The sequence below is a fragment of the Corynebacterium anserum genome, assembly GCF_014262665.1.
GTDB lineage: Bacteria > Actinomycetota > Actinomycetes > Mycobacteriales > Mycobacteriaceae > Corynebacterium > Corynebacterium anserum.
Window position 1 is genome coordinate 328,990 of the sequence record NZ_CP046883.1, and the last position, 13,510, is coordinate 342,499.

The 13,510-nt window shown below is 55.8% G+C and carries 13 protein-coding genes; 6 read left to right on the top strand and 7 right to left on the bottom strand.

The features are described 5' to 3' along the window. From GP473_RS01260 to GP473_RS01270, 3 genes are read left to right on the top strand one after another with little or no spacing between them, the layout of a single operon-like run. Entirely contained in the window at nucleotides 1–1,017 is a 1,017-nt protein-coding gene (locus tag GP473_RS01260; RefSeq protein ID WP_185769508.1) for an ABC transporter ATP-binding protein, read from the top strand. Then, a complete protein-coding gene (locus GP473_RS01265) occupies nucleotides 1,018–1,827 on the top strand; it encodes an ABC transporter permease (protein ID WP_186277014.1) in 810 nt (269 codons plus the stop codon). It begins immediately after the preceding gene. Beyond that, nucleotides 1,817–3,055 (top strand): multidrug effflux MFS transporter, encoded by a 1,239-nt coding sequence (locus GP473_RS01270; protein ID WP_246394829.1) that lies wholly within the window; start codon nucleotides 1,817–1,819, stop codon nucleotides 3,053–3,055. Before GP473_RS01265 ends, GP473_RS01270 begins: the two co-directional genes overlap by 11 nt. Before the next feature lie 165 nt (nucleotides 3,056–3,220). Here the strand turns inward: GP473_RS01270 and GP473_RS01275 are convergent, their stop codons facing one another. The 5 genes from GP473_RS01275 to GP473_RS01295 all read right to left on the bottom strand — a co-directional run bounded on the left by GP473_RS01275 (nucleotide 3,221) and on the right by GP473_RS01295 (nucleotide 8,380). Then, nucleotides 3,221–3,751 carry a MarR family winged helix-turn-helix transcriptional regulator gene (locus GP473_RS01275; protein ID WP_185769505.1) on the bottom strand — a complete coding sequence of 177 codons (531 nt, stop codon included), beginning with the start codon at nucleotides 3,749–3,751 and terminating at the stop codon, nucleotides 3,221–3,223. Between the two features lie 255 nt (nucleotides 3,752–4,006). Continuing rightward, nucleotides 4,007–5,533, bottom strand: coding sequence for a cardiolipin synthase (cls, locus tag GP473_RS01280; protein ID WP_185769504.1), 1,527 nt, complete (start codon nucleotides 5,531–5,533; stop codon nucleotides 4,007–4,009). Between the two features lie 111 nt (nucleotides 5,534–5,644). After that, a complete protein-coding gene (locus GP473_RS01285; protein ID WP_185769558.1) occupies nucleotides 5,645–6,424 on the bottom strand; it encodes an exodeoxyribonuclease III in 780 nt (259 codons plus the stop codon). 164 nt (nucleotides 6,425–6,588) lie between these two features. Next, the gene (locus GP473_RS01290) at nucleotides 6,589–7,701 is read right to left on the bottom strand and encodes an N-acetylglutamate synthase, CG3035 family (RefSeq protein WP_186277015.1); all 1,113 of its coding nucleotides are present in this window, start codon (nucleotides 7,699–7,701) and stop codon (nucleotides 6,589–6,591) included. Nucleotides 7,702–7,729: 28 nt separating this feature from the next. After that, the gene (locus GP473_RS01295) at nucleotides 7,730–8,380 is read right to left on the bottom strand and encodes a peptide deformylase (RefSeq protein ID WP_246394831.1); all 651 of its coding nucleotides are present in this window, start codon (nucleotides 8,378–8,380) and stop codon (nucleotides 7,730–7,732) included. A 109-nt stretch (nucleotides 8,381–8,489) separates the two neighbouring features. Between GP473_RS01295 and GP473_RS01300 the strand changes: the two genes are divergently transcribed. The 3 genes from GP473_RS01300 (at nucleotide 8,490) to GP473_RS01310 (ending at nucleotide 11,101) form a co-directional block, all read left to right on the top strand. Further along, nucleotides 8,490–8,741, top strand: coding sequence for a DUF3263 domain-containing protein (locus tag GP473_RS01300; RefSeq protein WP_186277235.1), 252 nt, complete (start codon nucleotides 8,490–8,492; stop codon nucleotides 8,739–8,741). A 147-nt stretch (nucleotides 8,742–8,888) separates the two neighbouring features. Next, nucleotides 8,889–9,794 carry a LytR C-terminal domain-containing protein gene (locus tag GP473_RS01305; RefSeq protein ID WP_185769501.1) on the top strand — a complete coding sequence of 302 codons (906 nt, stop codon included), beginning with the start codon at nucleotides 8,889–8,891 and terminating at the stop codon, nucleotides 9,792–9,794. 125 nt (nucleotides 9,795–9,919) lie between these two features. Further along, nucleotides 9,920–11,101, top strand: coding sequence for a glutamate--cysteine ligase (locus tag GP473_RS01310; RefSeq protein ID WP_186277016.1), 1,182 nt, complete (start codon nucleotides 9,920–9,922; stop codon nucleotides 11,099–11,101). A 111-nt stretch (nucleotides 11,102–11,212) separates the two neighbouring features. On the opposite strand, the gene GP473_RS01315 is transcribed toward GP473_RS01310, so the two are convergent. Both GP473_RS01315 and GP473_RS01320 read right to left on the bottom strand, forming a co-directional pair. After that, nucleotides 11,213–11,818: a hypothetical protein gene (locus GP473_RS01315; protein WP_343061461.1), complete on the bottom strand. Its 606-nt coding sequence runs from the start codon at nucleotides 11,816–11,818 to the stop codon at nucleotides 11,213–11,215. Nucleotides 11,819–12,052: 234 nt separating this feature from the next. Beyond that, entirely contained in the window at nucleotides 12,053–13,474 is a 1,422-nt protein-coding gene (locus GP473_RS01320) for a dipeptidase (protein WP_186277017.1), read from the bottom strand. Between the last annotated feature and the right edge of the window lie 36 nt (nucleotides 13,475–13,510).

Sequence of the window (13,510 nt, forward strand, 5' to 3'; positions counted from 1 at the left end):
ATGATCGAAGTCAGTGCACTGACCAAGCAATATGATGGAAACGTCGTCGTGGATTCCCTGGACTTCACCGTGAAGCCGGGAATCGTCACCGGTTTTTTGGGCCCCAACGGTGCAGGAAAATCCACTACCATGCGGATGATTGTGGGGCTCGATAATCCAACATCTGGCTCCGCGACAATTGATGGCAAACGCTATGCAGAATACGAGAAACCTCTGCACAAGGTGGGCACATTGCTCGATGCGCAGTGGCTTCACCCTCACCGCAGCGCTGCTAATCACCTGAGGATGATTGCCACGGCTAACGGCATGAGCAGGAAGCGGGTGGATGAGGTCCTCGGAATCGTCGGGCTGTCAGAGGTAGCTGGCCGCAAAGCGGGCACATTCTCTCTGGGCATGGGACAGCGTTTAGGGTTGGCAGCTGCGCTGTTGGGTGACCCTGAGGTCCTTATCCTGGATGAGCCTGTCAACGGCTTGGATCCAGAAGGCATTCGTTGGGTGCGTGGTTTTGTGCGCCATCTCGCCTCGGAAGGGCGCACTGTTCTCATAAGTTCCCACTTGCTGTCCGAAATGGCTCAAACAGCAGACCACTTGGTGGTCATCGGTAAAGGGAAGCTTATTGCAGATAGGTCGACGCAGGATTTCATCGCCTCTGCGTCGGAAACTCAGACGGTGGTGCGAACAGCAAACCCGAGCGAGTTAGCGGAGGCTTTCACCCAAGAAAGCGTCAGCTTCCGGACAGAGGCGGATACGCGGGGGCGCCGCACCTTCCTCGTGGACAATGTCAGTTCCGAACAGGTAGGCGCTATCGCACATTCCCATGGTGTATTACTCCATGAACTCACTGAACGCCATGCCAGCCTGGAAGAAGCTTTTATGAATATCACCGGGCAATCCGTGGAGTACACGGGAAATACCGCAGCGAGCGGCGGCACCCCAATCGCAGCTCATGAATCAGCCGGAACCGCAGAGCTTAACACGGATGCTACGGCAGTGACAGTTACGACGGGAGACAAGTAAATGAACCTTGTGAAATCTGAATGGATCAAACTTTCTTCCACCAAGGGACTGTGGATAACCAGCATTCTCACGCTGATTGTCAGCATCGGCATGGCCATCCTCATGGGTTTTACTGCGGGCCTGAGCCTGGCGGACAGTGACATCCAGAAGGATCCGGAAGCAATGGTCGCCATACAGGGGCTGGCAAATCCGGAAAACGCCTTTGCCGGGTTCATCACTTTCGGACTCATGGTTATCGTTATCCAGGCTGTGATGATGGTGACCAACGAATATAGCAACGGCGTGGCGAAAACCACGCTGCTGGGCACGCCCAAGCGGTGGCCGGTTCCTTTAGCGAAGTTGACAGTCTACGGTGTGGTGGCAGCACTACTTTCTTTCGTGTCGGCGGTGGTCAGCGTTCCCGCAATGCGGTGGGCAATGAGCTGGAATTCAGACGATCGCGCACTATTAGAGAACATTTCCCTCGGAGCTGACGGGATATGGAAAACTGTGGGGCTCCTGACTCTCTACGGTGTGCTATGCGTGATGATCTCCATTGGTGTGGGCTACCTGATCCGAAATACGGCGGGAGCCATTGCAGCACTGCTGTTGTGGAAATTGGTGGTGGAAGGTCTCGTTGTCACCCAAATCCCGAAGGTTAAGGAGTGGCTGCCTTCGTATATGCCTTTTCTCAACATGGATAGGGCGGTCACCGGCACGGAAGTTGCTGACGCCCCATGGGGTCCTACCGGTTCCGTTCTTTATTTTGGGCTGTGGTGCGTTGTGATTTTCGTGGTGGGTGTGATTATTCTAAGGAAACGTGACGCATAAACTACCTCATACTCCGCAGATAAAGCCCTCTCAGGGAATCGCCACCATCATGCTGGTTGGTCTGGCTCTTCTATCGATGGGAGGGCCGCTGGGTACGGACATGTACCTGCCGTCGCTGCCTATCATCACAGAGGATCTGCACACCGTCGATTCCTCGACGCAGCTGACTCTCTCCACCTACATGATTGGTATGGGGCTGGGGCAGCTGATCTTCGGTCCGATCTCTGACATGTTGGGGCGCAAGAAGCTGCTCGTTGTGGGTATGGCGCTGGGGATACTCTCCTCAGCTATTTGCGCTATGACTCCGACAATCAATGTGCTCATAGTGGCCCGCCTTGCCCAAGGCACTGCTGGTGGCATGGGTGTGGTGCTTGCTCGCGCCATCATTGCTGATCGGGTGAAAGGCGCAGCAGCCGCAAAAGCTTTTTCGGTGATGATGCTCATCATGGGAGTGGCGCCCGTGGTGGCACCGCTCATCGGTGGTGTCATCGAAGAGGTAGCGAATTGGCGCACGGTGTTTTGGGTACTCGTGGTCATCGCAGTGGTACAAACCATCGTGGCGGTGTCCATGCCGGAGTCCTTGCCTAAGGAACATCGCCAGAGCGAGGGTCCCATGCGCACCTACCGCAATATGGTGTCCCTGTTAAAGATGCCGAGCTTTTTAGGATACACACTGGCTTATGCCCTGGGATTCGGCACAATGTTCGCATTTATCTCTGGTTCCTCGGTGATGATGCAGGAGCAGCTGGGGCTCAGCCCGCTGCACTATTCCTGGGCCTTCGCCCTCAATGCGGCGTTTGTCATTGTGGCCAATACACTCAACGTCCGTGTGGTGAGTCGTTTCGGGTCTCATCGTTTGCAGGGCATTGGGATGGGAATGATCCTCGGCGGATCTGTGGCTCTGTTGCTGGTGGGCTTGTTCGTTTCGAAGGAATGGGGCGGCATTCTGCCTCTCGTGTTGTTATGCACTATCACTTCTACGGCTGGTTGTGGTTTGAACTTGGCAAACAGCACGGCTTTGGCTCAACGTTTGGCCGAGGGACAGGCTGGTGCGGGTTCAGCGGCGCTGGGCGCGATGCAATTTGTTGTAGCGGGGATAGTCAGTCCACTGGCGGCATTCGGAGACAACCACGTATTGACCCTCGGCATACTCATGTCCACCTGCGCGGTAATTGCCACAGGCGGCACTCTTATGGCCCATAAGGCCGAAAGGTCTGAAACACGCTAGACCGAGAGTTCCAATAAAAATTCACAGGGGGGTGAGAGCTTACAAAGGAGGTAAGCGGTCGCTGAAGACAATCGGCGGTTCCCAAGGGCAACCGGCAAGGAAAACCGGCCGGATCCCTCCGTTTTTTAAGAGGGGCAGGCCGACGAGGGGAGAGGTGAGGGGTAGTTACAGGGTTTCCTGCTGGCGCTGCATGTCCTCAATGAGCGTTTCCGCGGCGATGGACATATTGCGCAGCGCGGGAACACCACGGCGTAGCTTTGCGATGTCGCGGGCATCCATACGCCGAGTGGCTCCGGCGATAAGTAGTGCCCACTCGTCGGTGATTGAGTTCATCATTTCGATGCCCTCGTCCGATAGATATAGATCCTGGGCGCGCTTGTCATGGTCATTAGCCTGACGAACGACGAGTCCGGAGTTGATGAGACGGCGCACTGTCGCAGACACATTAGACGCGCGCAAGAAGCGCAAACGTGCGATGTCAGAAACACCACAGCCCGGGTGCTGAGAAACGAATTGCAGGACTTCAATCTCAGATTGAGAGATATCTAGCTTTTGGTTGGGACGCTCCATTAACCGGCGCGTTGCAGAGAGAAAGTCGTAAACGCTTGAGGCGATCTCCGTGACATCAATATCTGGGAGAACGTCAGGGGCGCGGTGACCGCGGATGGAATGCGCTGAAGTGTTGCGTTCCGTCATCTCGTCGTCGACCTTCCTAGTCTATTGTGCTGCTGTTGTGCGCTTTTATTGGTTCGGTGTAGAACCTGGCCAAGTTGAGATAGAAGCAACAACTTAGCTTTATAAAAGTGTTTTCCGTATATCTTACGCCAGGCGAGGTTTAATTCCGCGCTCAGACTCTGCAATTGTGTTCCTATTCTAAACAAAGGCATAGGGTGCACGTGTCGGAACGGGTTGAACTCTCGTCAGAAGTATCGGTTTGAGATAGCAGATGTGTTACTGCAATGCGCTCGTGAGCCGTGCAACATTATCGACGTACTTGCGGGTCCACGGCCGACGTTCCCATTCTTCCTCCGTGAGAAGCTTGCTTTTATCTTTGTATTCTGCGGCCAACTCAACGAGAGCGTCCATGAGCTCGCCCTCGCCCGTCATCATGGTGATCTCATAGTTAAGCCCGAAAGAGCGCATATCCATGTTGGAGCTGCCCATTACCGCTACTTCGCGGTCAGCTATTGCGAATTTTGAATGCAATACGGCCGGTGCCTCGTATTGATAAATTTCTACGCCCGCGCCGAGCAACTCGCTGTAGTAGCTGGATTGAGCGTGGCCTACCAAGAACTGGTCGGATTTCTCTGAAACGTAAAGCTCTACCTTCACGCCTCTGTAGGCAGCAGTGGTGATGGCCTCCATGAGGGATTCATCTGGAATGAAATAAGGGCTGACGATTTTCAGACGATCCTTGGCGTGGTGAGCGATGGAGGAGAATAGCCGAAGATTTGGCTCAGTGGTGAAGCCGGGACCGGAGGGAACGAGTTGCATGAGTTCTTGGCCTTTGTCCCAGTCGTGTTCCTCGATGTAGCGGTTAAATTTATCCACCGGCATGAGCCCTAGCTTTTCTCCGGACTCGGTATACCAATCCACAGCAAACACGGAGTTGATGGAGTTCACGATCGGGCCGGTTAATTCCGCCATAAAGTCCACCCAATGACGCCCCTCCTTGATGTTCTTCTTCATTAGGTAGGAGGAATCAATCATGTTTTGAGAACCCATGAAGGCGCGGGCCCCGTCGATAACCATGAGCTTGCGGTGATTACGCAGATCGGGGCGTCGGAAGCGCCACTGCAGGGGTTTGAGTGGAAGCATCAGATGCCACTGGAACCCTGCCTCGGTAAAACGCTTGCCCAGTTTGTGGCTCTTGGGATACTTCATACTTCCCACGTGATCGTAGAGCAGGCGAACCGTCACTCCGCGTTGTACTGCCCGCTGCAGTGCCTGGAAAAAGGGATCAGTGGTCTCATCCCAGGCCATGATGTAGATCTCGCAATTGACGTAGTGCTGTGCTTCATCGACAGCACGAGCCATGGCCATAATGGATTCTTCGTAGTTGCCGTGCATCTTCACCAAGGTGCCATGTAAGGCAGGAAGTCCAGTGAGCTCGCGGTTTAAATGCGTCAAACTGGTGAGCTCATCTGATAGCTCTGTTCCCTGTGGGATGTCGGGTTCCTCCCTACCTAACAACCGAAGTTGTTCATTTGCTTCCTTTTGGATGCGGTGGCGTCGACGATTCACATACGGCGAGCCCATCATCAGAAATAGGATGATTCCCACGTAAGGAATGAGGAAAATGGCGAGCAGCCAGGCCATTGCAGACGAGGGGCGACGGTCAGCAGGAACCCACCCCAAAGCAATGATGCGGAGACAGAAGTCGATGATAACGAGGGTGAGCTGCCACCACTCCAGGTTGTCTATGCCTGTGGTGATCACGCCGCCTAAGCCCTGAAAAGGAACTGCGAGCCAATCCATGCGTTACTCCGTGTTGTCCTTGATCTTGCTGTCCTCTAGAACACTGTTACCTTGAGACTGCTGTTGTGTTCTCATAGTTGTGTGTCTTCACACAAGATAGGGGTATGTCTTTTAAAACAAGGTAGGGGTATCTAGGGTGTAATCCACGATGACCGGTGCGTGGTCAGACGCTCCCTTACCTTTGCGTTCATCTCGGTCAACGCGTGCAGATGTCGGCGTGATGCCACGAGCATAGTGCAGATCGATTCGCATACCTTCGTTCTTCTGGAAGCGTAGAGCTTGATAGTCCCAATAGGTGTACTCATCCTGAATGAGTTCAGTAGCTTGGGAGAGTCCGGATGCTTCGAGGGCAGAAAGAGCTGCTCGTTCATGTGGGGTGACGTGTGTTTTCCCATCAAAATAGCTGCGATCCCACACATCTTCATCGCGCGGTGCAATATTAAAATCTCCAACAAGGCAGAGCTTTGTGGGGCCCGTTGTGGCATATTCCGCTAGCTTGCTGAGCCATGCGAGTTTGTATGTGTAGTGGGGGTCTGAGATTTCGCGCCCGTTGGGCACGTAGAGACTCCAAACGGTTACACCGCCGCACTCTGCGCCAATGGCGCGGGCTTCTAGGGTTTGTTCGGCGGAAAGGTCTTTATTAAAACCTGGTTGGCCGAAGTCTGTGGATACATTGTCGAGTCCCACTCGTGAGAGTATCGCCACGCCATTAAAGGAATGTAGACCGAAGTGTGCTTGTTCGTACCCGGTATCTGTAAAGTCCGGGAATTGTTTATCTGTGCACTTGGTTTCCTGCAGACACAGCACGTCTACGTCTGAGCGATCGAGAAAATCGCGAACTCGTTGTTCGCGGGTGCGGACTGAATTGATGTTCCACGTGGCGATGCGCATGCTCTTCACCATAGCCGGTTGGAGTGGGAGAGTTTTTAGGAAGGACTATGTAAAATCTTCGCGCCGGGTTGTGTGATCCCCACTGCTTTTACTCTGCATTGGGAATCTACTCTTTCGCAGGGCGCGACCCTGGGCTTTTGCTACAACCCTGTGTGCTATCCGGGCTATCCTTCCGCGGGACCAGTGACCTTTAAGCTGCGGTGGCGGTGATGTTCGCTAAAACCGAGACGGTGATACAGTGCCCGTCCCGCGGCATTGCTTTCGATTACCTCCAAATAGGCATGGTCGGCTCCTTGCCGTACGCCCCATTCGAGCATGCGGGCGCCTAGGTAGGTGCCAAGTCCTTGGCGTCGGTATTCGCTGGCGACCTCCACGGCGGAGTAGCCGAGCCATCGGCGGCGCCCTCCGTCGGTAACGGTGCCCCGCGTTATCGCGGCGAGTTCCCCATTGACCATCAGCCGAGCGAAGCCCAAGTGGCCGTCGATTCGTGTACACAGAAGCTCCAACGCATGGCGTGGCAGTGGTTTCCCCCGGAAGTGGTACATGCTCAACCACTCGTCGTCCGGTTCTTCATCTACGTGGAACTCGAGACGACCATCAATCTGGGGTTCTGTTGGTTGCGGTAGTTTTTGAGCCGACGCCGGTAGCTCCCGAGTCATAACGATGATTTCCGGCCCGCGTATGCCGTCGAGGGATTCGGCGGCGCGGCCGATACGATCTGGAATGAGTAGTTGGGTGGGGAGATTGTGCTCGGTGTAGAAGGCGCGGATTTCTTCGAGGGGTACTGGTTGGATACTAGCATTCGGGCCGAGGGGAACGGCAGAGTTGGAACGTTCAGTGATTCCATCGCCTGCGCGAGCAAGCCATCCCCGGATGGCGCGGTGCTCGAGCCCGGGAAAAGCGTGAGCGATAGCTTCTTCTACCGCGCGAATATCAGAGTTGCGGACGGGCTTGGCGGAGAGGGTTTTTAGTACAACTACGCGATCTGCCGGGATGGTGATTGAGGTGCTGGTAGCAGGATTGCCGTTGTGGGGTGTGGCTGCGGTGTGACGAGCTTGTGGTCGGACGCGGAGGGGGGAGATGGATTCCAGAATGCCGATGACGTCGGTGACGCGTGGGCCAAAACAACCGGGTTCGGTGAGGGCGTAGCGCACGATGACGCGGGTGCCGAGCACCACGCTGACCGGATCGGTATGGCGGGATAGAGGAAAGTTGAATCCTTCCACGCGCCGGGCGCCGGCAGCTGCTGCGGTGAAGTCGGTTTTTTGGTGTGTCATGGGCAGTCTTCTGCGGTGGGTGGCATGGCTAGTCATCATGTCCGAATGGGTCTTTGTCTACTCCCGGAATCCAGGTATTACCCGGTTGATTCCAACCTTCTGCCTTTAGCGCTTTCTTAGCAGCACGTTTGTAGCGGCCAATGAGCATATCGGTGTAGAGAAACCCGTCGAGATGCCCGACTTCATGCTGAAGACAGCGGGCGAAGAACCCGTAGCCTTCGATGGACACGGGTTCGCCGTTTTCATCGACGCCGGTGACTCGCGCCCAATCCGCGCGACCTGTGGGGTAGCTATAGCCGGGAACGGAGAGGCAGCCCTCATCGTCGGCGTCTTCGCGCGGCATAGTCTCCGGTATCTCAGAGGTTTCTAATACGGGGTTGATCACGCATCCACGGCGTATGAGCCCACCATTGGCTGCGATCTGATCTTCGCTGAGGTGTTGCCCGCTGGGGCCTTCGATATCGGGGCAGTTGTAGACGAAGAGCCGCTTGTTCACTCCCACTTGGTTTGCTGCGAGGCCTACGCCGTGGGCGCGATCCATGGTGACATACATGTTGGCGATGAGTTCGCGTAGTTCATCACTGACTTGTCCGGCGGAAAGCTCTACGGGTTCTGTTGGATTGTGAAGAACGGGATCGCCGGCGATGACGATTGGCATGATGGTGGGCTGCTCGGTCATATGTCCAGTCTAGGCTGCGCAGGGTGCAGGGTTATGGATGGTAGGGGCAAAGTGACTGGAAGGATGGCGCGGTGATGGTTGGGGATAGGAGGTTTTAGAATGTGTGACCATGATATCTTCCAGTTCTGCTTCTTCCGCACCGGGTGCCTCTTTGAGTGAGAGGGAACGTGCGATGCTTGATTTTGAGCGTCGGTGGTGGCGGAATCCCAGCCGTAAGCAGGAGGAGATCCGTAGAACTTTTGACGTGCCTCCGGTGCGCTATTTCCAGCAATTGAACAATCTTATTAACAAGCCAGAGGCATTGGACTACGACCCAGTGACGGTGAGAATGCTACTGCGGCGTCGAGGAGACGAGGCGTGAGAGCATCCAGAGTTCCATCCAGAGCTGTGAAGTCATCCGTTGACGTTCTCTGTCGTCTGTTGACGCTCTCTGTATGGCGTGAGCGAAATTTTCCCAGAGTGCGTGTCATGTCACTGTGACTGATGTGGCTGTAGTTAGTGTTGTGGCGTGACTGAATCTAAGCGCCCACGCCATTCCCTTGAGGACGACGGCTACGACGAGGCCTTCGCTCTTGACGACGAGCAGGAGTACACGGAAGATTTCCGCGATTCCGAATACGAGCCTGAGCTAGGGGTAGAAGACGGAAGCTACGCTGCCTCACGAGGCAATGAGCGCCGCGACTACGGTAGTTACCACAGGCCGTCTCATGACGATGACTACCAGGCTCGTCACGCCGCACCTGCCGCGAACTCAGGAGGAGGATCAGGATTACCGCTGCGCGGACTGGCCATGATTCTGCTTGCCGTGGCTATCGTTCTCATAGCCTGGGGTGGCTTCAGCCTCTTCAGCGGCGATGAGGACAATGGTTCCCACTCCGCCCAAGAGCAGTCTTCTGGCAATGAAAGTTCCGCTCAAGGGGGACAGTCTGCCGGGCAGGCAACTCCATCATCCTCGGCGCCTACTCAGGCTAGTGAGGAGGGCAAGCCTGGCGTTAACGGTGAACAGGGGGGCCAACACGGTTCCTCCGCGGCGCAGCCGAATAGCGGTAACTCGGGTGGGGCTCAAGGTCAAAGCACGGTGAATAAGGACGACACTCAGGTGACGATCCTTAATAACAGCCCAGTCCAGGGGCTCGCTAACCAGACTGCCGACAAACTTAAGGCGCAGCAATGGCGTAAGACTAACTACGGCAACCTGCCTGATACTAGTGGAGCCTTTTCCGAATCCGTTGTGCTTTACCCAGCGAATGACAAGAATTCCAAGGCTGCAGCTGAGGAAATCGCCAAGGAACTGGGCATTAAGGCCAAAGAGCGCGACGTAGAAACCGATAAATTGCTCGCCGATGCTCACGTATCGGACGGCTCTCAGCCAGGCAAGGTTATCGTCGTAACGACGAACAGCATGCCGCGTTAAAAAACAATCCCACCGCTTATCGGCTGCGGCGCTGACAGTTAGTTCGCGCCGAAAGTCGGCCCACTCCATCAGACGGATATACTTCTATGAGCAGTTATCCGTCTTTTGTTTTAGGACACACCGCCATGGATTTTCCTGGATCGGCACCCACGGTCGGCATCGAGTGGGAAGTGGCTCTCATCGATCCTGAGACTCGCGACTTGACCCCGCGCGCTGCAGAGCTGTTGGAATTGATGGACCGCAAGTTCCCAGGCCATCGTGTTACGCGCGAGTTCCTGGCAAACACCGTAGAGATGGTGACTGGTGTCCACGAAACTATTCCGCAGGCGACCGCAGAGTTGCGGGAACAAATTACGCAGCTGATGGAATGTGCGGATGAACTAGGTCTGCAGATATTTTCCGCTGGATCACATCCCTTTGCGGACTGGGGTGACCAGCTTCTCAGCGAGAAAGACAGCTACAAGGAGATCATCCAGCGCACACAGTACTGGGGGCGCCAGATGATCATCTGGGGGATCCATGTCCACGTGGGGGTGGGATCCAAGGAGAAGGTCTGGCCCATCATCAACGCGGTCATGACACACTATCCACATGTGCTGGCGATGTCCGCCAGCTCGCCAGCGTGGGAGGGGCTGGATACGGGTTACGCCTCCAACCGCACCTTGCTCTACCAGCAATTGCCAACCGCTGGCACTCCTTATCAGTTCAAAAACTGGGAGGAATGGGAAGCTTTTAGTGAAGACACGGACAAGTCCGGTGTGATTAATCACACCGGTTCATGGCACTTCGATGTGCGCCCGTCGAAGTACGGGACGGTGGAACTTCGTTTCGCTGACGCCATGATGACTCTCTGGGAACTCGCCGCAATTAGCGCATACATGCACTGCCTGGTTGTGCATTTTGAGCGGATGTACGACCGGGGGGAGGAACTGCCCATTCTGCAGCAATGGCATGTGGCGGAAAACAAGTGGCGGGCGGCTCGGTATGGGCTCGATGCTCTGATTATTACTGACCGCGACACCACAGAGCGCTGGGTTAAGGACGAGTTGCGCGATTGGGTGGAGATGCTGCTGCCTGTGGCCGAAGAGCTCAACTGCGTACAGGAACTCCGCGATGTGGAGCGCATTATGGAACGTGGTGGTGACTACGAACTGCAACGCGCCGCCGCGAGGGAAGCCGGAGCTGCTCTTGAGCCCGGTGTGCGCACCCGTGGCGACGCAGGTGCCGAAGAGGGCTTTACTCAGCCGAAGGCATGGATTGCGGCGGTGGACCTCACGGTAAAGACCCTGCGCGAGAGTATCGAGTAGCTCTCAAGCACAGGGTCTCACGGGGCGGGCCCACTCCAACGGGGAGTGAGCAATGTGTGAAGTTTTCTTACAGCGGGATCTGGGTGGGTGCCGCGAAGCTCAGAGATTCTTTTAGATCAGGTACAAGCGAGAAGCCGCGGAGCACAAAGCGTTGGCAATAGACATGTCACGGTCAGCACCGAAACCAACAGCCCACACAGACTTAGAATTGTGAGTGGCGTAGATAAAGGTGACCGTCGCCTCGAAAATCTTGTACTGATGGAACTCCCTGATCTCTACATTGAAGCCGTGATCGGCTAAAACCTCCGTCATGGCCGAGGAAGCGCCCATGGCGGTGATAGAAACGCGGGTGCCTTGACCATGCGCTGCCAGACCATTCATGGCGATCTCAAAGTGATGGCGACCGGCGCGTAGACGTTGGGACTTCAGCTGCTCGACGCGGATGTTAGTGGGGGCATAGGTGGAGATGAAGCTCTTCCAGTCCATGCCGCGAGCCTCTTGGCGCATACCGGTAGGGAGCCGCTGGCCGAAGCGAGCGCGGAAGGGATCTTCGGCAAAAGTGCGCGTGCGCTTGCGGCGCTTCTCGATGCGTGTGGTGTGGGTGGGGGTAAAAGTTTTCGCGGTGGAGCGGCGACCGTGGCTAGGCTGCACGGTGTAGGTAGGGCGCTCCCAGTCCGTCTCTGGGCGAGCGAAACGGATCAGTGTGCTGGCGTTCATAGTGCCTTCGCTGTCTTCGAACATCATGGTTACTCGGTCCTTGAAGGAATGGTTGGTGTTGTCCTCTGTATCAAGTGGACCGACGCTTATGCGGTGTAACGCTAACCCCGGAAGTGGAGGGGTCAGTCCTCGCCTCCACCCGGGTTGGGTACTCGCATAAGAATGTTGCTCATGTCATAACAATGTAATGCGCATCACGCGCTATGACAAGTGCGTCGAAAACAGGGGGTGTGCCTAGGTGTGCTCTTGCGCTGTACGAACCAGGAACAGCAATTCGGCGGCGCCGATATGTGACAGTTCCTCCGGATGTACGGACTCATCCGCACTATGAATCCGGCACAGTGGCTCTTCGATTCCGTAGAGCGCTAACTCGGCATCGGGATAAGCGCTCAGAAGTTCGTTGGTCAAAGGAATAGAACCTCCCGACGCCACTTCGACAGTCTCCCTGCCGTAAACGTCGCTGAGCGCGCTCGCGAGACGCTGTAGCGCAGGTCCGGAAGTATCCGCGCTAAACGGCTTTGCCAGTGCCTCACGGTGGATCTCCATCTGCGCGTTGGGCTTGTTCTTTTCCATGTGCGCGATCAGTAGATCTTGGCATTCCTGTGGATCCATTCCGGGTGGAACGCGTAGGCTGACCACCGCGGAAGCGGTACCGGGTACAGCATTGATCGCGTCCGCGACGCTGAGAGAATCCAGACCAGTGATTGTGATCGAGGGCCGCATGACGGTGAGGTCGTTGGGTGCTATGTCATCGTTAGCGCCAATGACCTTGACCCCTTCGAGGACCCCTGCATTCTTGGCAAAAGTCCCAGTAGAGGGGCCAATTCCGTCCCATGTGGCAGCGGTATTGAGACCCTCAACTGCTACGTAGCCCTGTTCATCATGCAGGGTGCTAAGCAGCTTGATCAGTTCCAACAGAGCGTCAGGAGCTGCGCCGCCGTACTGGCCGGAGTGCATCGGCTGCGCAATGGTCTTGAGGGTGACGGTGATAGGGGCTGATCCGCGCAGGGCTGTGCAAATAGAAGGCACGCCGATTTCGTCATTACCGGAGTCTGCGATGAGGAACGTATCCGCTTGGAATAGCTCTGGTCGTTCATGGAGGAGATCCTCTAAGCCGTAACCTCCGCGCTCTTCTGAGCCTTCAACCACGATACGAATACCGAGGTTATCGAGCTCGGAGCAGCCGGCGTCGATAAGCTGACGCAGTGCCCGTAGAACGGCAAGGTGCATGACGACGTGGCCTTTGCAGTCGGCGGCGCCACGGCCATACCAACGGCCATCGCGTTCCGTGAGAGTCCACGGATCCGACGTCCACTCATCCACATCGCCGGCGGGTTGGACGTCGAAATGCGAGTAGAGCAGGAGAGTGGGGTAGCCCTCAGCTGGTTTTTTCAGACCAATGATCGCCTCAGAGCCATCGGAGGTGGTGATGGATTCAACGGGAATGCCGGCGTGAGTGAATTGCTCGACACACCAAGCGGCAGCTCCAGAATTGTGCTCTTCCAAGCCAGGAGTGGAGTGGACAGACTGGAAAGCAACGAGTTCCTTGAGAGCTTCCCATAAGAAATCGAGCTGGGAGTTGAGGAGGGCGTTGGCTACATGTCCATTGATCTCATGAGTAGTGGACGGCAGTTGCGGTGGTTCTTTTTCGTTCATGGCACCTAAATTACCCAGACTCGACCGTTGCGCAAC

Bases quoted from the DNA above. Each gene is read 5' to 3' on its own strand.
- GP473_RS01275 (WP_185769505.1), bottom strand. From the start codon at position 3,751: ATGACGGAACGCAACACTTCAGCGCATTCCATCCGCGGTCACCGCGCC.
- GP473_RS01300 (WP_186277235.1), top strand. From the start codon at position 8,490: ATGATATCTTCCAGTTCTGCTTCTTCCGCACCGGGTGCCTCTTTGAGT.
- GP473_RS01320 (WP_186277017.1), bottom strand. From the start codon at position 13,474: ATGAACGAAAAAGAACCACCGCAACTGCCGTCCACTACTCATGAGATC.
- GP473_RS01290 (WP_186277015.1), bottom strand. From the start codon at position 7,701: ATGACACACCAAAAAACCGACTTCACCGCAGCAGCTGCCGGCGCCCGG.
- cls (WP_185769504.1), bottom strand. From the start codon at position 5,533: ATGGATTGGCTCGCAGTTCCTTTTCAGGGCTTAGGCGGCGTGATCACC.
- GP473_RS01285 (WP_185769558.1), bottom strand. From the start codon at position 6,424: ATGCGCATCGCCACGTGGAACATCAATTCAGTCCGCACCCGCGAACAA.
- GP473_RS01310 (WP_186277016.1), top strand. From the start codon at position 9,920: ATGGATTTTCCTGGATCGGCACCCACGGTCGGCATCGAGTGGGAAGTG.
- GP473_RS01295 (WP_246394831.1), bottom strand. From the start codon at position 8,380: ATGACCGAGCAGCCCACCATCATGCCAATCGTCATCGCCGGCGATCCC.
- GP473_RS01265 (WP_186277014.1), top strand. From the start codon at position 1,018: ATGAACCTTGTGAAATCTGAATGGATCAAACTTTCTTCCACCAAGGGA.
- GP473_RS01315 (WP_343061461.1), bottom strand. From the start codon at position 11,818: ATGAACGCCAGCACACTGATCCGTTTCGCTCGCCCAGAGACGGACTGG.
- GP473_RS01260 (WP_185769508.1), top strand. From the start codon at position 1: ATGATCGAAGTCAGTGCACTGACCAAGCAATATGATGGAAACGTCGTC.